Below are 22,012 nucleotides of genomic sequence, written 5' to 3'. Positions count from 1 at the left end.
TGTTTCGCTGCGCTCGCAATGACGACACCGATAGAGTGCAGCGCCTTTGCACAGCCGTCATAGTCTCTAATGCGCACTAACCAACACCTGACTTTAAACTGTCATAATCGCCGAATGGAGCGCGCAACTGCGTCCTTTTTACACGGCATTAAGTGCGGCTGCATTGGATGCGCGGGGGAAAGTGCGTTGGGGACTGCAATGACTGCCGCGAAGAAGATGCCGGGAAAACCGGCCACCGAAATGTTCGACGACATCCCGGTGCTTCAGCGCAAATGGCGTGCCGCGTTGAAGCCGGGCGACCGGCTGCCGCGCTATGAGGACGTGATGCTCGGCAGCCTTGGGCGGCTCGCCGATCACATTGCGCTGCTGAAGAACGACGGTGCGCTGGAGCTGTCGCGCAGCGGGCGCTACGTGCAGAAATGGCTCGGCGAGGAGCGTTGGGACATCCCGGTCGCGGAGCTGTCGCCGGATTGCGCCACGGCGCTGTCGGAAGCGGTGGCGAACGCGCTCGACAATGGACGGCCGCACCAGGCGAGCGCGCATTGCGTTCGCGACGGCATGGTCAAAACCTACGATGTGCTGGCGCTGCCGACGTCCTCGCGCTGGGGCGCGACGCTGGTCGGCGCCTATATCAACGAACGCGGCACGCAGTACAATCTGCTGGACGCGATCTTTTCCTCGACCGACGACGCGGTGATCTCGCTGGCTACGTTGCGCGACGCCGGCGGCCAGCCGTTCGATCTCCAGATCGTACATCACAACGCGAGCGCCGCGATGCTGCTGAAGGCCGCGAGTGCCGGCCTGTTGTGGCACCGGATCGGCAAGAGTGACAATCTGCTCGCCTCGCCCGACATCATCAAGTTTCTGCTCAAGGTCGTTTCCGGCGGCCGCGGCGAGCAGCTCGAGATCGAGAGCGATGGACGGACTCTCCGGCTGAGCGCCACCGCCTTCGCCGATCTGGTCTCGCTGACGATCTCGGACGTCACCGCGCTGAAGCGGCGCGACGCCTCGTTCCGCCTGCTGTTCGACAACAACCCGATGCCGATGTGGGTGTTCGATGCGCAGACCAGGGAATTCCTTGGCGTCAACGACGCCGCCGTCCAGCACTACGGCTATAGCCGTGCGGCCTTCCTGCGCATGACATTGCCCGAGATCTGGCCTCAGGACGAATGGGACAGCCATGCCGAGGCGCTCGAACGCATCGGCGAGACCTATCATTCCTCGCGCAACTGGCGCCATCTGCGCGCCGACGGCAGCGAGATCGAAGTGCTCACCTTCGGCCGACGCGTCGCCTTCGACGATCGCGACGGCTATCTGGTTGCGGTGGTCGACATCACCGAGCGGCGCAAGGCCGAGGCGCGGATCGCCCACATGGCGCATCACGATGGGCTCACCGACCTGCCGAACCGCGAATATTTCCAGGAGCGCCTGAAGCAGGCGCTCGACCAGGCCGGCGGCAAGCGCGTCGGCGTGCTCTACATCGATCTCGACCTGTTCAAGAACATCAACGATTCCTTCGGCCATCCCGTGGGCGATCGCCTGTTGAAGGAAGTTGCCGAACGCCTGACCACTGCGGTCCGTGGCGCCAATCTCGCCGCACGCCTTGGCGGCGATGAGTTCGCGGTGATCCTGGCGGCCGACGTTTCGCCGAACGAGGCCAGCGCCTGCGCGACCTTGCTGATCGACATGCTGCGTGCACCCTACGACATCGATGGCCAGGAGATGGTGATCGGGGCCAGCATCGGCATCGCGCTGTCGCCAGGCGATGGCACGACGCCTGAAGAGTTGATGCGCAACGCCGACATGGCGCTGTACCGGGCGAAATCCGACGGCGGCGGCGTGCATCATTTCTTCGAGCGCGAGATGGACCTGCAGGCGCAGAAGCGCCGCGACATGGAGCTCGATCTGCGCCGTGCGTTCGCCAATGGCGAGTTCGAGCTGCACTACCAGCCGCTGGTGTCGATCGCCTCTGATCGCATCTCCGGCTTCGAGTCACTGCTGCGCTGGCACCACCCCGACAAGGGCATGATCTCGCCTGCGGAGTTCATCCCGGTCGCGGAAGACATCGGCCTCATCACCCAGCTCGGCGAGTGGGTGCTGCGCGAGGCCTGCGCCGAGGCGGTGAAATGGCCTGTCGACATCAAGGTCGCGGTCAATTTGTCGCCGGCGCAATTCCGCAGCCGCAACCTCGTGCAGATCGTGATCTCGGCGCTGGCGCAATCAGGTCTGTCGCCGAAGCGGCTCGAGCTCGAGATCACCGAGTCGATCTTCCTGGCCGAGACCGACGCCAACCTCGCGATCCTGCATCAGCTGCGCGAGCTCGGCGTCAGCATCTCCATGGATGATTTCGGCACCGGCTATTCCAGCCTGAGTTATTTGCGCAGCTTCCCGTTCGACAAGATCAAGATCGACCGTTCGTTCGTGAAAGACCTGGCAGAGCGGCCCGATTGCGTCGCGATCGTGCGCGCGATCTCCGGGCTCGGCCGCAGCCTCAATATCACCACGACGGCGGAGGGCGTCGAAACCGAGGATCAGCTCGACTGGCTGCGCGCCGAAGGCTGCAACGAGGTGCAAGGCTTTTTGTTCAGCGCGGCGCGACCCGCCGCCGAGATCGCGAAACTGCTCGCCGATTTCGGCCAGCGCGCCTCACGGGCGGCGTAGCTCGGGCGGGAAGGTGTCGTAGACCAGTTCCTTGAAGGCGGGCGTGATGCGGCTGCGCTCGTTCTGGGTCTGCTGCATCAGGATATAGACCATGTCGAGCTTGGGATCGACGCCGAAATAGGTGCCGCTGCCCGAGTCCCATTTCAACTCGCCGATCGAGCCCGCCGCCGGCGGTTTTGCGTTGCCGGGATCCGTGCGCACACCAATGCCGTAGCCATAGCCGAAGCCGTCGCCCGGGAAATAGAAATAGTCGCGCCCCACACCCGAGCCGGGGCCGATGTGATCGGTCGTCATGTCCTTGAACGCGGCGGGGCTGAGGTAACGCTTGCCCTCGAACTCGCCGCCATTGAGCAGCATCTGCGAAAAACGCTGATAGTCGGTGATGGTCGAGAGCAGCCCGCCGCCGCCGGATTCCCATTCGGGATGGTCGAGGCGGTCGCGCTCGCCGGCAAGCAGGACAGGGTCGCTTGGCAGTGGCCGTGCCATCCGCGTGCGCTCCTCCGGCGTTCTCAACACGAATTTGGTGCTGCTCATCCCGAGCGGATCAAGAATGCGTGCTTTCAGGAATTCGTACAGCGTCTGTCCCGAGATGATCTCGATGACGGCGCCGAGCACGTCGGTGGAATGGCCGTAGCGCCACAGCGTCCCGGGCTGGCGCGTCAGCGGCAGCCTGGCGATGCGATCGGCGAATTGTCGGTTGTTGAACGGGCCGTCGAAGATCTTGGCCGCCAGATAAACGTCCATGACCCATGGCGCGCCGATGTAATCGTAGCTGATGCCAGAGGTGTGCCGCAGCAGATCCTCGATGTTGACGGGGCGGACCGGCGACTCGAGTTCGACCGTCGTTGGGCCGCCGGGCTTGGTGGTCTCGATGCCCACCTTGGTGCCGGCAAACAGCGGGACGTATTTCGAGACAGGATCGGTGAGCGCGAGCTTGCCCTCGTCGATCAGCATCATCGCGCCGAGGCAGGTGATCGGCTTGGTCATCGAGTGGATGGCGAAGATCGTATCGGGCGTCATCGCGAGGCCGGTCCTGGTGTCGCGCACGCCAAAGGTCTTGAAGTAGACCGGCTTGCCGTGCTGCTGGACCAGGATCACCGCGCCCGGCAGCCGGCCGCTTGTCACCTCGTTGTCAAAATACGCGGTGATGCGCTCGAGGCCATCGGGCGACGGGGCAGGGATGTTGGCCGCGCGGCCGCGTGCCATCGAGCCGGCCAGCAGCGCGGCTCCGACCAGAAATTCGCGACGCTTCATCCGGGCTTCCTCCCTTGCCGGGATCAAAGCCGCAAGACATCGAAGGCGTCAACAAGACTTCGATTAAAATCGCGTCACGATTTCCGAAAGGAACGGTCGCGGTCGGTCCTCGCTTGGCTTGGTCGGCGTGCCGATGTGGATGAAGCCGGCCAGCTTCTCGTCCGGCTTGAGGCCGAGGCCGTCGAGCACGTCGCGATCGAACGAGAACCAGCTGGTCAGCCAGCAGGCGCCGTAGCCGAGCGCGGTCGCGGCCGTGACGATGTTCATGGCGCTGGCGCCCGCCGACAATTCCTGCTCCCATGCCGGCACCTTTGGATGCGGCTTGGTGAAGCTGACGATGCCGATCACCAGCGGGGCATCCGTGAGACGCTTGCGCTCGGTCTCGACGTCGGCCGCGGGCGCGCCGGGATTCTTGCGGGCAAACACCTTCGCGATCACCTCGCCGGCGCGCATCCGGGCGTCGCCTTCGAAAATGATGAAGCGCCAGGGCGCGAGCTTGCCGTGATCGGGCACGCGCGCGCCGATGGTGAGGATCGTCTCGAGTTCGGCCGGGGAGGGACCGGGCCCGGTCATCTCGCGCGGCTTGACCGAGCGGCGGGTCTTCAGGAGTTCGATGGCGTCAGGCACTGCGATATCCTCTTCGGCTGGTCCTCGGGCGTGCCATGCACAGATAAGCATGCACGCCCGCAACCGAAAGCGAATTTAGATCGATTTCAGGGATCAGACCGCGTCGCGAGCTCGCCGGATGTCCGGCGGCGTCGCCTCGTCGACAAGGGCGGCGAGCGCATCCACCGTCGTCATCACCTTCTGGCCGTCACTGCCGAGCCGGCGGATAGAGACCGACTGCGTCTCGGCCTCCTTCTTGCCGCACACGAGCAGCGCCGGAATTTTCGCCAGCGAGTGCTCGCGGACCTTGTAGTTGATCTTCTCGTTGCGCAGGTCGATCTCGGCGCGAAGCCCGGCGCGCCGGACCTGCTCCAGCACCTGCTTGGCATATTCGTCGGCTTCCGAGGTGATGGTGGTGACCACCACCTGGACCGGCGAGAGCCAGAGCGGGAAGTTGCCGGCGTAGTGCTCGATCAGGATGCCGATGAAGCGCTCCATCGAGCCGCAGATCGCACGGTGCACCATCACCGGCGCCTTCTTGCCGCTGTCATGGTCGATGTAGAACGCACCGAACCGTTCCGGCAGGTTGAAGTCGACCTGCGTGGTGCCGCACTGCCAGTCGCGGCCGATGGCATCGCGCAGCACGTATTCGAACTTCGGCCCGTAGAAGGCGCCTTCGCCCGGATTGATCTCGGTCTTGATGTGGTTGTTCTGCGCCTGAATCTGGCTCAGCACGGTGGCCATCACGCGTTCGGCGTGATCCCACATCGCATCGGTGCCGACACGCTTTTCGGGGCGGGTCGACAGCTTCACGGTGAGATCGCCGGTGAAGCCGAAATCGGCATAGGTCGACAGGATGAGATCGTTGATCTTCAGGCATTCGTCGGCGAGCTGGTCCTCCATGCAGAAGACGTGCGCGTCGTCCTGGGTGAAGCCGCGCACGCGCATCAAGCCGTGCATGGCGCCCGAGGGCTCGTAGCGATGCACCACGCCGAACTCGGCGAGGCGCAGCGGAAGGTCGCGGTAGCTCTTCAGGCCATGCTTGAAGATCTGCACGTGACCCGGGCAGTTCATCGGCTTGAGCGCAAACCAGCGCTTGTCCTCGGCCTCGTCACCGGCCGACTGCGCTGCGAACATGTTCTCGCGGTACCAGCCCCAATGGCCCGAGGTCTCCCACAAGGACTTGTCGAGGATCTGCGGTGCGTTGACCTCGCTGTAGTCGCCGGCGAGGCGCCGGCGCATATAGGCGATCAGCTGCTGGAAGATGGTCCAGCCCTTGGCGTGCCAGAACACGACGCCCGGACCTTCCTCCTGGAAGTGGAAGAGGTCGAGCTCGCGTCCGAGCTTGCGATGGTCGCGCTTCTCGGCTTCCTCGATCTGCTTGAGATAAGCGTCGAGGTCCTCCTGCTTGGCGAAGGCGGTGCCGTAGATGCGCGTCAGCATCGGGTTGTTGCTGTCGCCGCGCCAATAGGCGCCGGCCACCTTCATCAGCTTGAAGGCGCCTCCGACCTTGCCGGTCGAGGTCATGTGCGGGCCGCGGCAGAGATCGAACCAGTCGCCCTGGTAGTAGATCTTGATCGGCTCGTTGCCGGGGATGGCATCGACCAGCTCGACCTTGAAGGCCTCGCCCTTGTCGCGGAACACCTGCTTTGTTTTCTCGCGATCCCAAACCTCCTTCGTGAAAGGTTTGTCGCGCGCAATCAGCTCGCGCATCTTCTTTTCGATCGCGGCAAAGTCTTCCGGCGTGAACGGCTCGTTGCGGAAGAAGTCGTAGTAGAAGCCGTTCTCGATCACGGGGCCGATGGTGACCTGGGTGTCCGGCCACAGCGTCTGCACGGCCTCGGCGAGCACGTGGGCGCAGTCGTGGCGGATCAGCTCGAGCGCGCGCGGATCGTCGCGGTTGATCAGCTCGATCTTGGCATCCGCTTCGATGGGATCGTCGAGGTCGCAGACCACGCCGTCGAGTGCCATCGCGACCGTGCGTTTGGCCAGCGACGGCGAGATGCCCTTGGCGATATCGAGGCCGGTAATGCTCTGGTCGTATTGGCGCTGGGCGCCGTCGGGGAAGGTGAGGGTGACTTTTGCGGCGGGGGTCACGGGCTTCAGATTGCTCAGGCTGTATTGGAAACCGGATTCGGATTTGTTCTGGTCGGTCATTGCTTTTCTCCTGAAGCTCACTCCTGCGAACGAGCGCAGGTAAGCGGGAACGAGCGATATATCAGGCGATTCGGCCTGTGCAATCCGGCATTTCCAAGAAAGTGGCGCGCAAAAGCCGGGGCGGTGCTCCAACTATTTCGCACCGCGCCCTTTAACTGGCTGCGCGGCTGCTCTACATGCATTTGCATGGAAAATCCGCCCGCCGCCGGCCGTTTCACGCCAACCGCCCTGATGCTTGGCAATCTCGTCACCGGCTGCTCGGTGCTGGCGCCGGCGGGCATGTTGCCGGAATTGTCGACCGGGCTCGGCATCAGCATCCATGCGGCCGCGCTGCTGATCACCTTCGGCGCAGTCACGCTATGCGTCGGCTCGCCGCTGACGGCCTGGCTCACCAGCCGGATCGAGCGGCGGACGCTGCTGACGACGACGCTTGCGGTGCTCGCTTTGGGCAATCTCGCCTCGGCCTTCGCGCCCGACTACACGAGCCTGCTCGTCATCCGCTTGGTGATGCTCGCGGTCGGCGCGCTCTACACGCCGCAGGCGGCGGGCACGGCGGCGTTGATCGTGCCGGCGGAACGGCGCGGCAGCACGATTGCCTATATCTTTCTCGGCTGGTCGCTGGCTGCCGCCGTCGGCCTGCCGCTGATCACCTTCATCGCCAGCCGCTATGGTTGGCGCGCGGCCCATGGCGGGATCGGCGCGCTCGGCTGCATCAGCTTCCTATTGTTGTTGCTGCGCCTGCCGGCGGGCCTGAAGGGCACGCCGGTGGATTTGAAGACCTGGAGCGCGGTCGGGCGCAGCCGGACAATCCTGCTGCTGCTTGCGATCACGATGCTGCAAATGTCCGGACAGTTCGTGGTGTTCACCTTCATGGGCCCGCTGCTCAAGAAGCTCACCGATGCCGGCCCCGATGCGATCGGCATGGTGTTCGGCGTCTATGGTGTCTGCGGCTTCCTCGGGGTCGTCATCGCGACCCGCATCGTCGACACCTGGGGGCCTTACCGAACCTCGCTGCTGTTCACCTGCCTGTTGCTGGCGGGGATCACGGGCTGGGCGCTTGGTGCCGGCACCCTCGTATTGATGGCGGGTGCGGTCGCGGTCTGGGGCCTCGGCTTTGCCTCGACCAATTCGATGCAGCAGGTGCGGCTGGTTGCGGCCGCGCCGCAGTTGGCGTCGGCGACTGTCGCGCTCAACACCTCCGTCCTCTATGTCGGCCAGGCGGTCGGCTCCGCCATCGGCGGATTGCTGTTCGCCCGCGAGTTGTTGCATCCGCTCGGCTTCGTCGCCGTCGGCTTCGTGGTGGCGGCGCTGGTCCTGGTAATTTCGACCCGGCCTCGGCCGACTGCGGCCGCCACGGCCTGAATCCCGCGTTTTCCTGTGCGCAAGGCGCTTGGCAAACCGCGCGTCAGAGCGCTAGAAGGCGAGGCATGGGGACCAAAGAGAGTTGACTGAAATGAGGATGATTCTGGCGGTTGCCGCGGTGCTCTATTCAGCCTCCGCGTTTGCACAAGCCGACAAGCCACCACCGATGGTCGGGGACAAGCCGCTGGTGCAGGTCAAGCCCAAGGGGACCAAGACGGGGACCAAAGAGGCCGCGGCCAAGCCGGCCGCAGCGCCGAAGGGCAAGCCACAATCGATCGCGGCGCGGCTCCAGGCCTGCCTTGACCTCGACGACGGCACCAAGGACCGGCTCAACTGCTACGACGCCATTATGCCGCCGACGCCGAAGCCGAAGCCGGCCAAGGCCAAGGGCTACGCCGATTGCCGTTTCTTCAAGGAAGAGGACGAGCGCCTTGCCTGCTACAACGGTTTTGCCGAGAGCATTCCGAAGCTGCCCAAAACCTGAAGCAGAGAGCCAGACGGCTAATCGCTGATCCGGCTCAGCACGGCCCTAAAGGCAACGCCCGGCACTTGCAGGGCATTGCCTTCGAATTCCGCCGTGTCGCCATCCTCACGGCCGGCGAGCGTCAGCGTGATCCTGTCGTTCCCGAACAGCGGCTTGAAAGACGGATCGTCATTGTAGCGCTGGGTCGAGATCTTGACCTTGATGATGTCGCCTTCGCCGGTGTAGGTGCCGATGAAGGCGAAGGCGGAATTGCCGCCGCGCATCTTTCCGTCGGTCACATAGACGACGCCGGAGCCGGTTCCATGAACCGTGTGGAAGTCGACCTTGTACAGTCCCTGACGCACTCGCTGTCCCCGCGGAATTCCATTTACAACTTGGCCGGCAAATTATGATCATTGCCAGCGGAAGCAATCCGGATGGTCCCGGGGAAGTCGGCCATCAACATCACAATTTGATCAAAGCCTGAGACAATTGGGGGCAGTGCGGCCAAATGTCGGCTCGCGCAATTAGCGGCTCGAGGCGGCGGCCACGCGCGTCAGCGCCAGTGCGGGCGTTGCCGACATCTTCACCAGCACGTCCTTCAGCGGATATTGCGTCCACGCGCGGTTGACGTAGTCGCGATGGGTGATGCCGTCGCCGGTCTCGACGAACACCACACTGCCGGGACGCAAGGGGCCGTCCATGTCCTCGGAGACGCTGATGCCTTTCTGCCTGAGCATGCTCATCAGCTCGCGGTCACGCCGCGCCGTGTAGTGGGTGTAGGAGCTGACGAAAAAGCCGGAGCGGTGGCTCTCGATCCAGGAGGCGAACTTGTCCATTTCGCCATAGACGGCATCGAGCAGCACGACTCCGCGGACGCGGTCGCTGATGCCGCCGACCTCGAGGCTCCAGGCGGTCGGCAGGAAGCCGCCGCTGTAGCCGACGATCACGATCGGCATGTTGGCGAAGGCACGGGCGCTGTTGGGATCGCCGGTGAGCCGGGCGAGATGGCTCGCGGACTCCTCCATGAAGCGCTTGAGGCCGCCGGCCTGCCAGAACTTTCCGGCGCTGGAATCGGCGGCATCGATCGCCATCTGCGGTGCGAGCAGGATGGCATTGGCGCCGGAATCGGTGACCTGCTGCGGCACCAGCTGCCGGTCGCGCACGTCGCGCTCCAGGGTCGCGCCATTGCCGTGGAAGAACAGCACGATCACGCCCGGCTTGCGCACGTCGAAATGTTCGGGGACGTGAACCAGCACGCGGCTGTCGCTGTAGGTCTCGTCCTGCCAGTAGACGCGCCCCGAATAGCTGCGATGGCCGCGACGGTCGCCCTTGGAGATGTTGAGGAAGGGCGCGTCGGAAGCGGGGTTGTTGCCGAAATAGGGGAAGGCCGACGATTTCATGCTGACCAGCGTCGTCAGGTCGTCACGTGCCGGACGCTGATAGGGGACCTGCGGTGTGAGCGAGGCCACCTTGTACGGCGCCTGCTCCGGCTGCTGCTGCACGGCGCGCTTGGGCGAGAAGTCCGACGTCTGCCGTTGCAGAAAACTCTCGCTGGCGGACGGGAAACGCTCCTTGAACTGCGGGGCAGGGAAGCGATCCTCGAACGTGTCGCCGCTTGCGACTTGTTGAGGATTGGTTTTGGCGACCACCTGGACGTTGGCCTGCGAGTTCGCTGCGAGTGCCGCCGGGTTCGGCGCCTTGCCGCATTGAACCAGCGTCAGCGACAGCGGCACCAAGGCTGAGATCAGGCCGATCCGGAGCGCACGACCGCGTGCATCGGACGGCGTCCGATCGGCACGAGTGTCAGCTCTCAGTTTCGGAACGGCCCCGACCATCCACCCATGACCCCAAGTCACGACCCAAGTCACACGTCCATCGGCAATCTCTAGGCAATTGAGCCGACTGGCGTTTAGGTGACGTTAAGTGTCCGGAGAAACTTCCCCACATCCGGAACGCTCAAAAGGACCATGCAATCGTGTCCTGATTGTGGGGGACGGAAACGGGATTCTCCGGTGTTTGCGCAAGTTTATTGCTCGCGACCGTGCATAGGTGGTGTTAAATTACCTATTTCTCCTGCCTCATTTAACCCTTGTTAACCCTGCTTGAATTGACTGGACGAAGCTGCACGATGCTCCTCACGAGGCGAGACGCCTGAGGTTTAAGGACCCCGATGACGGCATCAGATGCGGGACCTGCGCCCTGGACCGGGCGGCTGACCGGAGGTGGCTCCGGGGTCTCCGTTCTGGTCGCAACCGCCATCGTTGTTGCCGACATGGTCGGGGTCGGCGTCTTCACCAGCCTTGGCTTTCAGGTCAAGGACATCCCCTCGGGCTTCTCGATCCTGTTGCTGTGGACCGTCGGCGGCATTGTCGCGCTGTGCGGGGTGTTCTCGTACAGCGAGCTAGGGGCGATGTTTCCGCGCTCCAGCGGCGAATACAATTTCCTCGGTCGCGCCTATCATCCCGCCTTCGGCTTTCTCGCCGGCTGGGTCTCGGCGACGGTGGGATTTGCAGCACCCGTGGCGCTCGCCGCGATGGCCTTCGGCGAATACGCCAAGTCGGTCGTAACAGGTCTGCCGCCGATCCCGCTCGCCATCGGCGTGGTGTGGCTGGTCTCGATCGTGCAACTGACCGGCGTCAGGCACTCCTCGACCTTCCAGCTCATCTCGACCATTTTGAAGGTCGTGCTGATCGTCGCCTTCCTGGTCGCCGGCTTCATCATCGGCGTGCCGCAGCCGATCGCCTTCACGCCGCAGCCGGGCGACCTCGCGCATATCGTCAGCGCGCCGTTCGCGATCGGCCTCGTGTTCGTGATGTACTCGTTCTCGGGCTGGAATGCAGCGACCTACATCATCGGCGAGATGAACATGCCGCAGCGGGATCTGCCGCGTGCGCTGCTCGCGGGCACGCTGATCGTGCTCGTGCTCTACGTCGCGCTGAACGCGGTGTTTCTCTACTCCACGCCCGTCGGTGCACTCGCCGGCCAGCTCGACGTCGCCAGCGTCGCCGGCCGCGCTATTTTCGGCGACTTCGGCGGCAGGATTGTCGGCGCCATGATCTGTTTCGGCCTGATCTCGTCGATCAGCGCGATGATGTGGATCGGCCCACGCGTGATGATGACGATGGGGGAGGACATTCCGGCCCTGCGGGTGTTCTCGAAGCGGTCGGTGAGCGGCGCGCCGGCCTATGCCATCCTGTTTCAGCTCGCGGTCGCCAATCTGCTGCTGTTCACGCGTAGCTTCGAGGCGGTGCTCGACTTCATCCAGTTCGCGCTGTTGTTCTGCTCGTTCTTCACGGTCGCCGGCGTCATCAAGCTGCGCATCACCGATCCCGATCTGCCCAGGCCCTATCGTGCCTGGGGATACCCGTTCACGCCGCTCGTTTTCCTGCTCGTGACCGGGTTCATGATGTACTACCTTTTGACCGAGCGGCTGATGCATTCGCTCTCGGGGATGCTCGTCATGCTCTCGGGTCTGTTGATTTATGCTGTTTTCCGCAGGCGGCCGGTCGCCGCTGGCAATTCATCACATCGCGAATAGACATGTTTGGAGCCTTAAGAATTGCGGCCGTCGCACTTGCCCTGCTGGCTGCCGCCGTCTCGTCCGTACGTGCCGCCGACGTCACCTTCGACGATACCGCACGTTTCCTCGCGGGCATGCAGCCCTCGGCGGACTCGCCGCTGGTGCCGTTGACCAGGGAGCCCAGCTGGCAGCATCACGCAAAATTCTTCGACGGCGCTTTTGCCCAGCTAGAGCAGCGGCAGCTCTCCAGGATTCGGACCTGGTCCGACGTCAACCTGGCCGCGCCCAGGCCGACCATGTTCTACATGTTCAGCGGCCCGGATTTTCTCTACGCCAACGCCTTCTACTCCAAGGCCAGCACCTACGTATTAGGCGCGCTGGAGCCGGTCGGCGCCGTGCCCGACCTGACGCGGCTGCCGCGCGGTTCGGTCGGCGCTACGCTCTATAATGTCGAACGCTCGCTCGGCTCGATCCTGAGCTTTTCCTTCTTCATCACCAAGCAGATGAAGGTCGACCTGCACACCAACCAGGTCAACGGCACCTTGCCGATCCTCTACGTTTTCCTCGCGCGCTCCGGCAAGACCATCCGCAATGTCGAGATGATCGCGCTCGATGCCAAGGGCGGGATGCACACCGGCAACGACAATCCGGGGCCGAACGCCACGCACGGCGTCCGCATCACCTTTGCAGGCCCCGACGGCGAGGCGCGCACGCTGTATTATTTCTCGACCGACCTTTCCAATGCCGGCGCGCGCAACACGGGATTCCTGAGATTCTGCGAGACGCTCGGGCCCGGCAACAGCCTGCTCAAGAGCGCATCCTATCTGCTGCACAAGGGTGACTTCGCGGTCGTCCGCGACTGGCTGCTGGCCAACAGCGCGACCGTTATCCAGGACGATTCCGGAATTCCACTTGCCAATTACAATGCGCGGCAGTGGCGGTTCTTCCCGTTCGGCCGCTATCTCGGGCCGATCGGTGAATTCCCCGGCCGCTACCAGGAGCGCTACGCCGAACTGTTCACGCGCGCCCAGCCGATCGATTTCGGCGTCGGCTACCGCTGGCGCATGCACGAGTCGAACTTGCTGCTGTCCGTGAAGGTGCCGGGGACCGAGACCGCGCCGGCTGCGGAGACCACGTCATCCGCCGAGCCGCCGCCCAAACCGGTGCGTCCAAAGCGGCTACGGCCGCCCGAGCCGGTCCCGCCGCCGCCCGGGCGCTTCTACTGGTTCCGCTAATTACTTATTGAGGCCGGCGTCACGAGCTCTGGGCCACGACGACTAGCACTTCCGCCTTCTGCCGGCCGAGGCTCCTGACTTCGTGCGGCGTCTCGCCTGAGAAATACAGGCAGTCGCCCTTGCCGAGCGTCAACTCTTCGCCGTCGAGCTTGATTGCGATCTTGCCGTTGATCACGAACAGCAGCTCCTCGCCTGCATGCGAAGCACGCGTAGCCGATTTGTGCGGCGGGCTCAGCAGAAACGGCTCCATCATCTTGCGGGTGCGGCCGGTTGCGAGCGGCACCACGCCAAAATTGTCCTGGAACAGCGGGACATTGCCGCCCTCGCGGCGGAACAGCGTGTAGCGCGGCGCGGGCTCGGCGTTCGGGTCGAAGAAGTTGGCGACATTGACCTCGAGCGCGGCGGCCATCCGCAGCAGCGCCGCCAGCGAGGGAATCTTCAGGTTGCGCTCGACCAGCGAAATGTAGCCGCGCGTGAGATCGCTCTGTCTCGCAAGCTGGTCCAGCGTCAGGCCCTTGGCAATCCGCGTCTGGCGGATGTTGGCTCCGACCGCTGTCGCTTTGCTGACGTCAAGCACGCATGAATCTCCCGAACTGCTGCTGCCTCTTTTGCAACAGATGCCGCCCGACTGCCAGCCCGGCGGCGCGCCTGCTCATTTCGGGAGCCCGTTGCTGTATTCTAGAGGAAAACTAGCACGCAGAAATTTCAAGCATCGCCGCGGATATTGTGAGCATGTGCGCTGGTATATCGCGGAAAATAGCCGAAAAATAGTGCAGATGAAGCGCTCTGCCGCGATCGGCGGCATTTGCCGCGTTCCGTGGCGTTGATTTCCAACAGTAAACATGGTCGATTTTTACCGTTCCCGGCTGCCGATGGGCTCCGCGGACAAACCAACTGCTTCCCGTGGTGCCGGTGCTTTCTGGAGAGATCGATGACCGTAGCAGACGACGTAACCCTGAACGTAGCGCCGGACGAGGCGGCGAGCTTGCGACGGATCGTGTGGTCGAGCGTGATCGGCACCGCGGTCGAATGGTACGACTTCCTCATCTACGGCACGGCGACCGCGCTCGTGTTCAACAAGGTCTTCTTTGCCGCCGGCAACCCCACGCTCGCCACCATCGCCGCCTTCGGCACCTATGCCGTCGGATTTCTGGCGCGGCCGCTGGGCGCTGCTATCTTCGGTCATTACGGCGACCGGGTCGGGCGCAAGGCGATGCTCGCGATCACGATCATGGTGATGGGCATCGGCACTTTCCTGATCGGCCTGCTGCCGACCTACCAGCAGATCGGCATCGCTGCGCCGCTGCTCCTGATCGGCTTGCGCTTCCTCCAGGGCATCGGCCTCGGCGGCGAATGGGGCGGGGCCGTGCTGATGGTGGTCGAGAACTGCCCGACGCATCGCCGCGGCCTGCTCGGCAGCATTGTCCAGGTCGGCAACCCCATCGGCAATCTCGCCGCGATCGGCATGTTCGCGCTGGTGGCGAGCCTGCCGGAGAGCGACTTCATGACCTACGGCTGGCGCATTCCGTTCCTGCTCTCGATCCTGTTGGTTGGCGTCGGCCTCTACATCCGCCTCAATATGGAGGAGACCGCAGCCTTCCGTCACGTCCAGGCCAAGAAGGACATCGCCAAGATGCCGCTGGTCGAAATCTTCAGGCACCATCGCCGGCCGTTCTTCACCGCCGTCGGGCTGAAGATCTCGGAAATCGCCTATGCCAGCATCGGCGGCGTGTTCGTGATGTCCTACGCCACGACCAATCTGGGGCTGTCGCGCGGCGTGGTGCTGAACGGCGCCTTCGCCGCATCGCTGGTCGCGCTGCTCGCCATTCCCTTGTTCGGCTGGCTGTCCGACATCGTCGGCCGCAAAAAGATGTTCTACGCGAGCTGTCTGTTCTCGGCGCTGTTTGCGTTTCCGCTGTTCTGGCTGCTCAATACCCGTGATCCCACCATCGTCATCTGCACCATCGTGGTCGCGATCACCTTCGGGCAAATGGTGATGTTCGGCATCGGCGCGCCCTGGTACTCCGAGCTGTTTTCCGCGCGGCTGCGCTATAGCGGCGCCTCGCTCGGCTTTCAGGTCGGTGCGGCCATCAGCGGCGGGTTGACGCCGTTGATCGCGGCGGCTCTGATGGCGTGGAGCGGTGGTGCCACCTGGCCGGTCTCGCTGCTGCTGATCGCCTGCGCCGCCGTCACCGCGACCGCGACCAGTTTCGCGCCGGAGATGGCGAACAAGGAACTGACCTGATCCCGCGGCGCGCCGCTCTTGGCGGCGCGCCATCGCTTCTCATAAGGATTTTGTCATGCTCGATACCATCAGCGCCGGCTCGGCTCAGAATGCAGCGCAGCTCGGCTGGACCGGCGTGGTGCGCTTCCTCCATCTCACCCCACGTGCGTTCCTGCCGATGCGCGCAGCGGAAACGATCACCCTTATCGCTGGAAGAGGGATCGAAGGCGACCGCTACATGATAGGCAATGAAGAGGGCTTTTACTCGCACAAGCCCGAGGAGGGCCGCCAGGTCACCCTGTTCGAGCTCGAGACGCTGGTTGCGCTCAAGCGCGACGCCGGCATCGAGCTTGGTCCCGAAGAGCACCGGCGTAACGTGACGGTCGAGGGCGTGCCGTTGACCCATCTCGTCGGCCGCAAATTCTGGCTGGGGGGTACGCTGCTGGAAGCCACGCGATTGTCGATTCCCTGCCGGCACATCGAGGAGATCACCGGCAAGGCGATCTTCGATCCCCTGATCAATCGCTCCGGCCTCAACTGCAAGATCCTGCAAGGCGGTATCGTCAAGGTTGGCGACACCGTACGGAACGCGGCATGACGGCGCGCCCGATCACGACGGTCAAGACGGTTGTCGCCGGCATCGAGGAGGCCGGCGACGGGATCAAGCTGTTCGTTCTGGTTGATCCCGACCGTTGGGAATTGCCGCCGTTCAAGCCCGGCGCGCATATCGACCTGCATCTGCCGAACGGACTCGTGCGCACCTACTCGCTATGCAACGAGCCCGCGGACAATGCGCGTTACGTCATTGCGGTCAAGCGCGAGGCGGACGGGCGCGGCGGCTCGCGTGCGCTTCACGATGGTATCAGGCTCGGCGACGTCATTGGCGTCTCGCTGCCGCGTGGCGGGCTCGATCCCGGTGCGCGCATCGGGCGCTATGTGTTCGTCGCTGGCGGCATCGGCGTGACGCCGTTCTTGTCGATGGCGCGGCATCTCGAACGGACAGAGCAGGTCGACTTCACGCTGCATCTGATCGTGCGCGAGGAGGTGCCGCTTGCGGCGCATCTCGGCTCACTGATCGAGGGGGGGCGGATCGTGCTGCATCGGACGTCCCGGACCGGGCGTCCCGATCTTGCGGCGCTGATCGGGGAGGGCGGAGCGGACACGCTGGTCGCGTGCTGCGGACCGGAAGGCATGACCGACGATTTCGAGCGGGTGACCGCAGCCTGGCCGGCGGCCAATGTCCATATCGAGCGCTTCGTCGCGCCGCCGCCGATCATCGATCCCGACGCCAAACCGTTCACGCTGTCACTGGCGCGCACGGGGACTGAGATCCAGGTTCGTGCCGGCCAGACCATGCTGGCCGCGTTGCAGGAAAAAGGCATCGACATCGCGACCTCCTGCTGCGGCGGCATCTGCGGCGCCTGCAAGGTCGGATGGATCGAGGGCAAGCCGGTGCACCGCGACCGCATCCTGTCGCCGTATGAGCGCGAGCGCTATCTGATGGTGTGTGTCGCCGGATCCGATGCCGAGCGGCTTGTACTCGATCTTTAGCGCGTGGCCTACCAGTGCACGCTCTGGCTCGGGACGATGAACGCCGTCGTGCTGGGCGGCGTCGCAAGACTCGTTGCCAGATACCAGCCGCAGCCGACAACCAGTACCAGCAGGGCGATCATGGCCAGCATGTCGAGGGTTCTGGGGTCGTGATGCCCTTTGGAGTTGAGATTCGGGCCGACCCTGAAGTGAAAATGAGGGCTGATTTTCCAGCGCATTGTTGTTCTCTCCCCGCCGGGGCATCAAAACAACGCGAGGCGAAAATTCTGGTTCCGTTCAGGGCAGCGATGCGCAAAGCACCGCAGCATACACAGCTAGGGCGCGTTGACGCCGCGCCAGCGGGCGTAACGCCAAGGCAGGTACCAGCACGCACCTGGCGGCGCGGCGAGGGGGACGTTGTCGATGCCTGACGTACCGAAGGGGTTGCAGCGCAACAGACGTGCGAGCGTGATCCAGCCGCCGGCCCACAGCCCGAACCGCTCGATGGCCTCGTCGCCATAGACAGAGCAGGTCGGCAGGTGCCGGCAGTTGTAGCCGACGAGCGGCGATAGGGTGTGGCGGTAGAGCCAGATCAGCGCACGGCCGAATCTGCGCGGCAGCCGCAGCGCGCCCTCGACGGGAGTGGAACAGTGCTCGCAGGCTGAATGCTTCATGTGCGTTGTGCCGCGATCGTGGGCGAGGTGTTGCGCGGTTCCGGCGCAGGGAACAGCAAGCTGTTGTTTGCGCGCCATATTTTGCGTGCTTTTTAGGAGCAGTGCAGCAAGTACCTATGGACGATCTGTATTCCCCCGGATACCATTTTTGTGACGTCCATGTGTAGACTCATCGGACGCGGGACGGGGCTTGCCTGGTTTGCTTTAGGGCTTGGGGAAGGGACCAGTTTGAAACTTCTGAAGTCGCTTAAACTTCGCGGCTGGTTGCTGGTGGGAACCGCTGCTTGTGGGGTCGTGTTGGCTGGTGCCGTCGCGACGCTAGGGTCCTCGGCCAGGGCCGGGGCCGCGCTCGAAGAGCGTAAGCTGCCGATGAAGTTCAACTGGGTCGCCTGTGAGCCGAACTGCCGCGGCTGGGTCAGCGCGGTCGGCATCATCACCTCCGATACGCCCAAGGATTTTGAGGATTTTGCCCAGGGACGCCAGCTCGGCGGCGCCACCGTGGTGCTCGATTCCAGCGGCGGTTCCGTCAACGACGCGATCTCGCTTGGCCGGCGCTTCCGCAATCTCGGGCTTCTGACCACGGTCGGCATCAGCCTCCAGAACCGCGGCGGGCAGTCGGCTCGTCCGGCGGTTGCGTCCGAGGCCTATTGCGAATCCATGTGCGTGTTCCTGCTGCTGGCCGGCAAGAAGCGTTACGTGCCGGACGCCGCGCATGTCCGCGTCCACCAGATCTGGATGGGCGACCGCGCCGACGATGCCAAGGCGGCGAGCTACAGCGCACAGGACCTGATGATCGTGGAGCGCGATATCGGTCGGCTCGCCAAATACACCTTCGACATGGGCGGTGCCGGCGATCTTCTGTCGCTCGCGCTCAGCGTCCCGCCCTGGGAAGATCTGCACGAGCTAGACGCCAGCGAGCTGAAGCTCACCAATCTCGTGACGACCGATCTGGTCGCCGACGTGTTGCCGCATGTGGACATCTCCGCGCCGGCCATGGCGGAGCTTTCACCGAAGACCCAGGCCAGGTTCGGCACGGAACAGGAGCAGCCGGCCAAGTCGACCAAGACGGCGGAAGCTGCGGTGCCGACCGGGGCTGCGCAAATTGCGGCTTCGCAGAAGTAGATTTTCGCGCGCCCCCGACTGACTTCAGCGCAGATGGACTAGCTCTGAGCCGCTGCGGGTTGCTTGGCCCTGGCTTCGATCTGGCCGATGGCATCGACCACGGCATCGAAGGTCAGGAGCGTCGAGGCGTGCCGCGCCTTGTAGTCGCGGACCGGCTCGAGGAACTTGATCTCTTCCCATTTGCCTTGAGGAGGCGCGCCGTTCTCCTTCAGCATCTTGCGAACGGTTTCGCGTAACTCACGGAGTTCGCTCGCAGTCGAGCCGACCACGTGACTTGCCATGATGGATGAAGAGGCCTGGCCCAGCGCGCAGGCCTTCACGTCATGGGCGAAGTCGGTGACGGTGTCGCCACTCATCTTGAGGTCGATCTTCACGGTCGAGCCGCACAATTTGGAGTGGGCGGTGGCGGTGGCATCGGCGTCCGATAGCCGTCCAAGGCGCGGAATATTCCCAGCCAGTTCAATGATCCGCTTGTTATAGATGTCGTTCAGCATGAGATGGAGTCCAACACTTCCGGGCCGGATCGGCCTTGGCGGGTGCCGTCCAGGGTCTTATATAGGATTGGAACTGGCGGAAAAACAGTCCAGCGGTGCGGCAGGGGTGATCCAGATCTGCGCTGCCGGCGTATTCACCCAAGGACCTTTTTCGTCAAAACTGTTCTCTTCAGGCGTCCGGCGGCTTGCCGCCCCGTCTGCCGGTGACACTCCGGCCGCAAGGCCGTCGAACGGAGTAGACATGGACGCTGCAGTCAAATCCATCCGCCCGGGCAAGCCCTCCGACAAGCTGCCGGAGAGCCGCCCGGCCGAACTCGACCCTGCCGAATTTCTCGCGGCCGCCGTTCGCGCCGACCAGCCGCGCCCTGCGCGCGCCGAGGCGGAAGCTGCGGTGAAGACGCTACTCGCCTATATCGGCGAGAACACCGAGCGCGAGGGCCTGCTCGACACGCCGCGCCGCGTGGTTGAGGCCTTCGACGAGCTCTATCAAGGCTACCACCAGTGCCCGGCCGAGGTGCTCGACCGTACCTTCGGCGAGACCGCCGGTTATGACGACTTCGTCCTGGTGCGCGACATCGAATTCACCTCGCAGTGCGAGCATCACATGATGCCGTTCTACGGCAAGGCGCACATCGCCTACACGCCGGTGGAACGCGTCGTCGGCCTGTCGAAGCTCGCGCGCCTGACCGACATCTTCGCCCGCAGGCTCCAGACCCAGGAGCACATGACGGCGCAGATCGCGGCGGCCATCGACGAGATCCTCAAGCCCCGCGGCGTTGCAGTGCTGATCGAGGCCGAGCACACCTGCATGTCGGTGCGCGGCGTTGCCAAGCATGGCGCCTCCACCTTCACGAGCCGCTTCACCGGCATGTTCCGCGACAATCCGGCGGAGCAGGCTCGTTTCCTGTCCCTGGTGCGAGGCACACGCTGACCTCGCGAATTAACCGGCGAGGTTATTGTGTCCGCTCACTCCCATGAGATCGAGGAAGGGCTTTCCTTCCAGCCGCGGTTCGACGCGAGCGGCTTCGTGACGGTCGTCGCGACGGACGTTGTCACGGGCGACGTGCTCATGGTCGCGCACATGAACGACGAGGCGCTGCGCAAGACCATTGCGACCGGCGAGGCCTGGTACTTCAGCCGCTCGCGCAATGCCTTGTGGCGAAAAGGTGAGACCTCAGGTCAGACCCAGCGCGTGGTCGAGATCCGCACCGATTGCGACCAGGATGCGGTCTGGATTCGCGTCGAGCAGATTGGGGCGGCGTGTCACACGGGTAGGCGGTCGTGCTTCTACCGCAAGGTCGAGGCTGAGGGCGGGGGAGCCAAGCTGGTGTTCGTCGATGCGGACCGGCTGTTCGATCCGGGCGCGGTTTACAAAAAGTAGCAAGCTGTCATTCCGGGGCGAACCGCAGGTGCGAGCCCGGAATCCCTCGAGCCGCGCGTGATGTCTTGCGATGGATTCCGGGCTCGCGCTTCGCGCGCCCCGGAATGACGGAAGTCCCCAAATTAACTCCGCATTAACCATACCTGTCCCACGGTGAGGCGACAGGGCGCCGAATTGCCGGCGTCGCTCAATGCCGCGCGGGGCGGGCACTTCATCATGTCGGTCGACAATTCCGGTGCCACGCAGACGTCGGGTCTCGATCCGTCGCGGGCACGCGTGGCCGGTGCGATCAAGCAGGTCTCCAGCCGGACCGGCGTCAGCTTCCAATACATGCTGACCACCGCCAAGATGGAATCGGATTTCGATCCGGCGGCGGGGGCCACCACGTCATCCGCGCACGGGCTGTACCAGTTCATCGACCAGACCTGGCTCGGCACCGTGAAAGAGGCGGGCACCCAGCTCGGTTATGGCAATTATTCCGACGCCATCACCAGAACCTCGTCGGGCACCTACGCCGTCGATGATCCCGTGATGAAGCGGTCGATCATGAAGCTGCGTGACGATCCGGAGGCCGCATCCAGCATGGCGGCGGCGCTGACGCAGTCGAACAGTTTCAAGCTCACCGGCCTGCTTGGCCGCCGGCCAAGCGATAGCGAACTCTACATGGCGCATTTCATGGGCGTCGGCGGAGCGGCAAAATTGATCGCCAACGCCGAGGACAATCCGCATGCGGTCGGCGCGCGGCTGTTTCCCAGCGCGGCCTCCGCCAATCGCTCGATCTTCTACGCCAAGGACGGTAGCGCCCGCAGCGTCTCCGAAGTCTATTCGGTGCTGGACGCGCGCTACGCCAGCGCGGCAAATTCGAAAACGACCCGTGGTGCAATGGCGATGTATGGCGACAGCCCTTCGACGACGCAGGTCGCGAGCGCCAATGGCGTGCAGCCGACCGCGCCTGTCATCGACAACGCCGCCTATCTCCAGACCTTTCCGGATGCGCGCGGCGTGGCGCCGGTGAGCACGACGTCGTCGGCTTCAACGACGGTCGCAGACAATACGCCGGTCACACCGGCATTCCGCTCGATCTACCAGCCCGGCGATGTCACGCAGCCGGTCTCGACGACTGTGCAGAAATTGTGGGGCGACAACGCCTCGCTGGCGTCGGCCACTTCGGCAACGCCTGACGTGCGCCCGCCGCAGCCGCTCGATCTCTTCAGCGATCGCAGCGGCACGTTCTCGAGCTAACGCGCCGTCGCGACGCTGGGCGCCTTTGTTCCCTTAACAAATCCTCAATAAAACCAGCCAGTTATGGTGAACGCTTTGTTAAGC

Annotated in this window: 21 protein-coding genes; 12 read left to right on the top strand and 9 right to left on the bottom strand. The window is 64.0% G+C overall.

What is annotated here, in order from left to right:
* Positions 1–198: 198 nt before the first annotated feature.
* Positions 199–2,661: an EAL domain-containing protein gene (locus tag IVB29_RS28305; protein WP_247506681.1), complete on the top strand. Its 2,463-nt coding sequence runs from the start codon at positions 199–201 to the stop codon at positions 2,659–2,661.
* Here the strand turns inward: IVB29_RS28305 and IVB29_RS28300 are convergent.
* The 3 genes from IVB29_RS28300 to thrS form a co-directional block, all read right to left on the bottom strand.
* Positions 2,647–3,915 (bottom strand): serine hydrolase domain-containing protein, encoded by a 1,269-nt coding sequence (locus tag IVB29_RS28300; RefSeq protein ID WP_247506680.1) that lies wholly within the window; start codon positions 3,913–3,915, stop codon positions 2,647–2,649. The two genes, IVB29_RS28305 and IVB29_RS28300, sit on opposite strands and share 15 nt — an antisense overlap.
* A 63-nt stretch (positions 3,916–3,978) precedes the next feature.
* Entirely contained in the window at positions 3,979–4,542 is a 564-nt protein-coding gene (locus IVB29_RS28295; protein ID WP_247506679.1) for a nitroreductase, read from the bottom strand.
* A gap of 93 nt (positions 4,543–4,635) precedes the next feature.
* Positions 4,636–6,678 (bottom strand): threonine--tRNA ligase, encoded by a 2,043-nt coding sequence (gene thrS, locus IVB29_RS28290; RefSeq protein ID WP_247506678.1) that lies wholly within the window; start codon positions 6,676–6,678, stop codon positions 4,636–4,638.
* Positions 6,679–6,864: 186 nt separating this feature from the next.
* Here thrS and IVB29_RS28285 point away from each other — a divergent pair, with 186 nt between their 5' ends.
* Entirely contained in the window at positions 6,865–8,040 is a 1,176-nt protein-coding gene (locus IVB29_RS28285) for an MFS transporter (protein WP_247506677.1), read from the top strand.
* A 91-nt stretch (positions 8,041–8,131) separates the two neighbouring features.
* Positions 8,132–8,524, top strand: coding sequence for a hypothetical protein (locus IVB29_RS28280; RefSeq protein ID WP_247506676.1), 393 nt, complete (start codon positions 8,132–8,134; stop codon positions 8,522–8,524).
* 17 nt (positions 8,525–8,541) lie between these two features.
* Here the strand turns inward: IVB29_RS28280 and IVB29_RS28275 are convergent, their stop codons facing one another.
* Positions 8,542–8,868, bottom strand: coding sequence for a GrlR family regulatory protein (locus tag IVB29_RS28275; RefSeq protein ID WP_247506675.1), 327 nt, complete (start codon positions 8,866–8,868; stop codon positions 8,542–8,544).
* A gap of 162 nt (positions 8,869–9,030) precedes the next feature.
* Positions 9,031–10,341 (bottom strand): alpha/beta hydrolase, encoded by a 1,311-nt coding sequence (locus IVB29_RS28270; RefSeq protein ID WP_247506674.1) that lies wholly within the window; start codon positions 10,339–10,341, stop codon positions 9,031–9,033.
* 335 nt (positions 10,342–10,676) lie between these two features.
* Between IVB29_RS28270 and IVB29_RS28265 the strand changes: the two genes are divergently transcribed.
* Positions 10,677–12,044: an APC family permease gene (locus IVB29_RS28265; RefSeq protein ID WP_247506673.1), complete on the top strand. Its 1,368-nt coding sequence runs from the start codon at positions 10,677–10,679 to the stop codon at positions 12,042–12,044.
* A 2-nt stretch (positions 12,045–12,046) separates the two neighbouring features.
* A complete protein-coding gene (locus tag IVB29_RS28260; RefSeq protein WP_247506672.1) occupies positions 12,047–13,261 on the top strand; it encodes a hypothetical protein in 1,215 nt (404 codons plus the stop codon).
* 19 nt (positions 13,262–13,280) lie between these two features.
* Here the strand turns inward: IVB29_RS28260 and IVB29_RS38580 are convergent, their stop codons facing one another.
* Complete coding sequence (locus IVB29_RS38580; protein ID WP_247506671.1) at positions 13,281–13,838, bottom strand: cupin domain-containing protein; 558 nt, start codon at positions 13,836–13,838, stop codon at positions 13,281–13,283.
* Positions 13,839–14,192: 354 nt separating this feature from the next.
* Here IVB29_RS38580 and IVB29_RS28250 point away from each other — a divergent pair, with 354 nt between their 5' ends.
* Genes IVB29_RS28250 through IVB29_RS28240 form a run of 3 tightly spaced genes read left to right on the top strand, consistent with a single transcriptional unit; the run spans position 14,193 to position 17,036 of the window.
* Positions 14,193–15,506 (top strand): MFS transporter, encoded by a 1,314-nt coding sequence (locus IVB29_RS28250; RefSeq protein WP_247506670.1) that lies wholly within the window; start codon positions 14,193–14,195, stop codon positions 15,504–15,506.
* Positions 15,507–15,561: 55 nt separating this feature from the next.
* Positions 15,562–16,083, top strand: a complete 522-nt coding sequence (locus IVB29_RS28245) for an MOSC domain-containing protein (RefSeq protein WP_247506669.1) — start codon at positions 15,562–15,564, stop codon at positions 16,081–16,083.
* A complete protein-coding gene (locus tag IVB29_RS28240; RefSeq protein WP_247506668.1) occupies positions 16,080–17,036 on the top strand; it encodes a PDR/VanB family oxidoreductase in 957 nt (318 codons plus the stop codon). Before IVB29_RS28245 ends, IVB29_RS28240 begins: the two co-directional genes overlap by 4 nt.
* Before the next feature lie 8 nt (positions 17,037–17,044).
* Here the strand turns inward: IVB29_RS28240 and IVB29_RS28235 are convergent, their stop codons facing one another.
* Both IVB29_RS28235 and yidD read right to left on the bottom strand, forming a co-directional pair.
* Positions 17,045–17,254 carry a hypothetical protein gene (locus tag IVB29_RS28235; protein WP_247506667.1) on the bottom strand — a complete coding sequence of 70 codons (210 nt, stop codon included), beginning with the start codon at positions 17,252–17,254 and terminating at the stop codon, positions 17,045–17,047.
* Positions 17,255–17,350: 96 nt separating this feature from the next.
* Positions 17,351–17,689: a membrane protein insertion efficiency factor YidD gene (yidD, locus tag IVB29_RS28230; protein ID WP_247507002.1), complete on the bottom strand. Its 339-nt coding sequence runs from the start codon at positions 17,687–17,689 to the stop codon at positions 17,351–17,353.
* 228 nt (positions 17,690–17,917) lie between these two features.
* On the opposite strand from yidD, the gene IVB29_RS28225 reads away from it, so the two are divergent.
* Positions 17,918–18,811 (top strand): hypothetical protein, encoded by an 894-nt coding sequence (locus IVB29_RS28225; RefSeq protein WP_247506666.1) that lies wholly within the window; start codon positions 17,918–17,920, stop codon positions 18,809–18,811.
* 38 nt (positions 18,812–18,849) lie between these two features.
* On the opposite strand, the gene IVB29_RS28220 is transcribed toward IVB29_RS28225, so the two are convergent.
* Positions 18,850–19,305 carry an iron-sulfur cluster assembly scaffold protein gene (locus IVB29_RS28220; RefSeq protein ID WP_247506665.1) on the bottom strand — a complete coding sequence of 152 codons (456 nt, stop codon included), beginning with the start codon at positions 19,303–19,305 and terminating at the stop codon, positions 18,850–18,852.
* Positions 19,306–19,546: 241 nt separating this feature from the next.
* Between IVB29_RS28220 and folE the strand changes: the two genes are divergently transcribed.
* The 3 genes from folE (at position 19,547) to IVB29_RS28205 (ending at position 21,928) form a co-directional block, all read left to right on the top strand.
* A complete protein-coding gene (folE, locus tag IVB29_RS28215) occupies positions 19,547–20,236 on the top strand; it encodes a GTP cyclohydrolase I FolE (RefSeq protein ID WP_247506664.1) in 690 nt (229 codons plus the stop codon).
* A gap of 27 nt (positions 20,237–20,263) precedes the next feature.
* Entirely contained in the window at positions 20,264–20,686 is a 423-nt protein-coding gene (gene hisI, locus IVB29_RS28210) for a phosphoribosyl-AMP cyclohydrolase (protein ID WP_247506663.1), read from the top strand.
* 174 nt (positions 20,687–20,860) lie between these two features.
* Positions 20,861–21,928, top strand: coding sequence for a lytic transglycosylase domain-containing protein (locus IVB29_RS28205; RefSeq protein WP_247506662.1), 1,068 nt, complete (start codon positions 20,861–20,863; stop codon positions 21,926–21,928).
* The last annotated feature ends 84 nt before the right edge of the window (positions 21,929–22,012 follow it).

It is taken from the genome of Bradyrhizobium sp. 1, assembly GCF_023073315.1.
GTDB lineage: Bacteria > Pseudomonadota > Alphaproteobacteria > Rhizobiales > Xanthobacteraceae > Bradyrhizobium.
This window is presented reverse-complemented; position numbering and strand designations above follow the sequence as displayed.

Coding starts and splice junctions, on each gene's coding strand:
- IVB29_RS28305 (WP_247506681.1), top strand. CDS start 199: ATGACTGCCGCGAAGAAGATGCCGGGAAAACCGGCCACCGAAATGTTC.
- IVB29_RS28300 (WP_247506680.1), bottom strand. CDS start 3,915: ATGAAGCGTCGCGAATTTCTGGTCGGAGCCGCGCTGCTGGCCGGCTCG.
- thrS (WP_247506678.1), bottom strand. CDS start 6,678: ATGACCGACCAGAACAAATCCGAATCCGGTTTCCAATACAGCCTGAGC.
- IVB29_RS28285 (WP_247506677.1), top strand. CDS start 6,865: ATGGAAAATCCGCCCGCCGCCGGCCGTTTCACGCCAACCGCCCTGATG.
- IVB29_RS28280 (WP_247506676.1), top strand. CDS start 8,132: ATGAGGATGATTCTGGCGGTTGCCGCGGTGCTCTATTCAGCCTCCGCG.
- IVB29_RS28270 (WP_247506674.1), bottom strand. CDS start 10,341: ATGGTCGGGGCCGTTCCGAAACTGAGAGCTGACACTCGTGCCGATCGG.
- IVB29_RS28265 (WP_247506673.1), top strand. CDS start 10,677: ATGACGGCATCAGATGCGGGACCTGCGCCCTGGACCGGGCGGCTGACC.
- IVB29_RS28260 (WP_247506672.1), top strand. CDS start 12,047: ATGTTTGGAGCCTTAAGAATTGCGGCCGTCGCACTTGCCCTGCTGGCT.
- IVB29_RS28250 (WP_247506670.1), top strand. CDS start 14,193: ATGACCGTAGCAGACGACGTAACCCTGAACGTAGCGCCGGACGAGGCG.
- IVB29_RS28245 (WP_247506669.1), top strand. CDS start 15,562: ATGCTCGATACCATCAGCGCCGGCTCGGCTCAGAATGCAGCGCAGCTC.
- IVB29_RS28240 (WP_247506668.1), top strand. CDS start 16,080: ATGACGGCGCGCCCGATCACGACGGTCAAGACGGTTGTCGCCGGCATC.
- IVB29_RS28235 (WP_247506667.1), bottom strand. CDS start 17,254: ATGCGCTGGAAAATCAGCCCTCATTTTCACTTCAGGGTCGGCCCGAAT.
- yidD (WP_247507002.1), bottom strand. CDS start 17,689: ATGAAGCATTCAGCCTGCGAGCACTGTTCCACTCCCGTCGAGGGCGCG.
- IVB29_RS28220 (WP_247506665.1), bottom strand. CDS start 19,305: ATGCTGAACGACATCTATAACAAGCGGATCATTGAACTGGCTGGGAAT.
- folE (WP_247506664.1), top strand. CDS start 19,547: ATGGACGCTGCAGTCAAATCCATCCGCCCGGGCAAGCCCTCCGACAAG.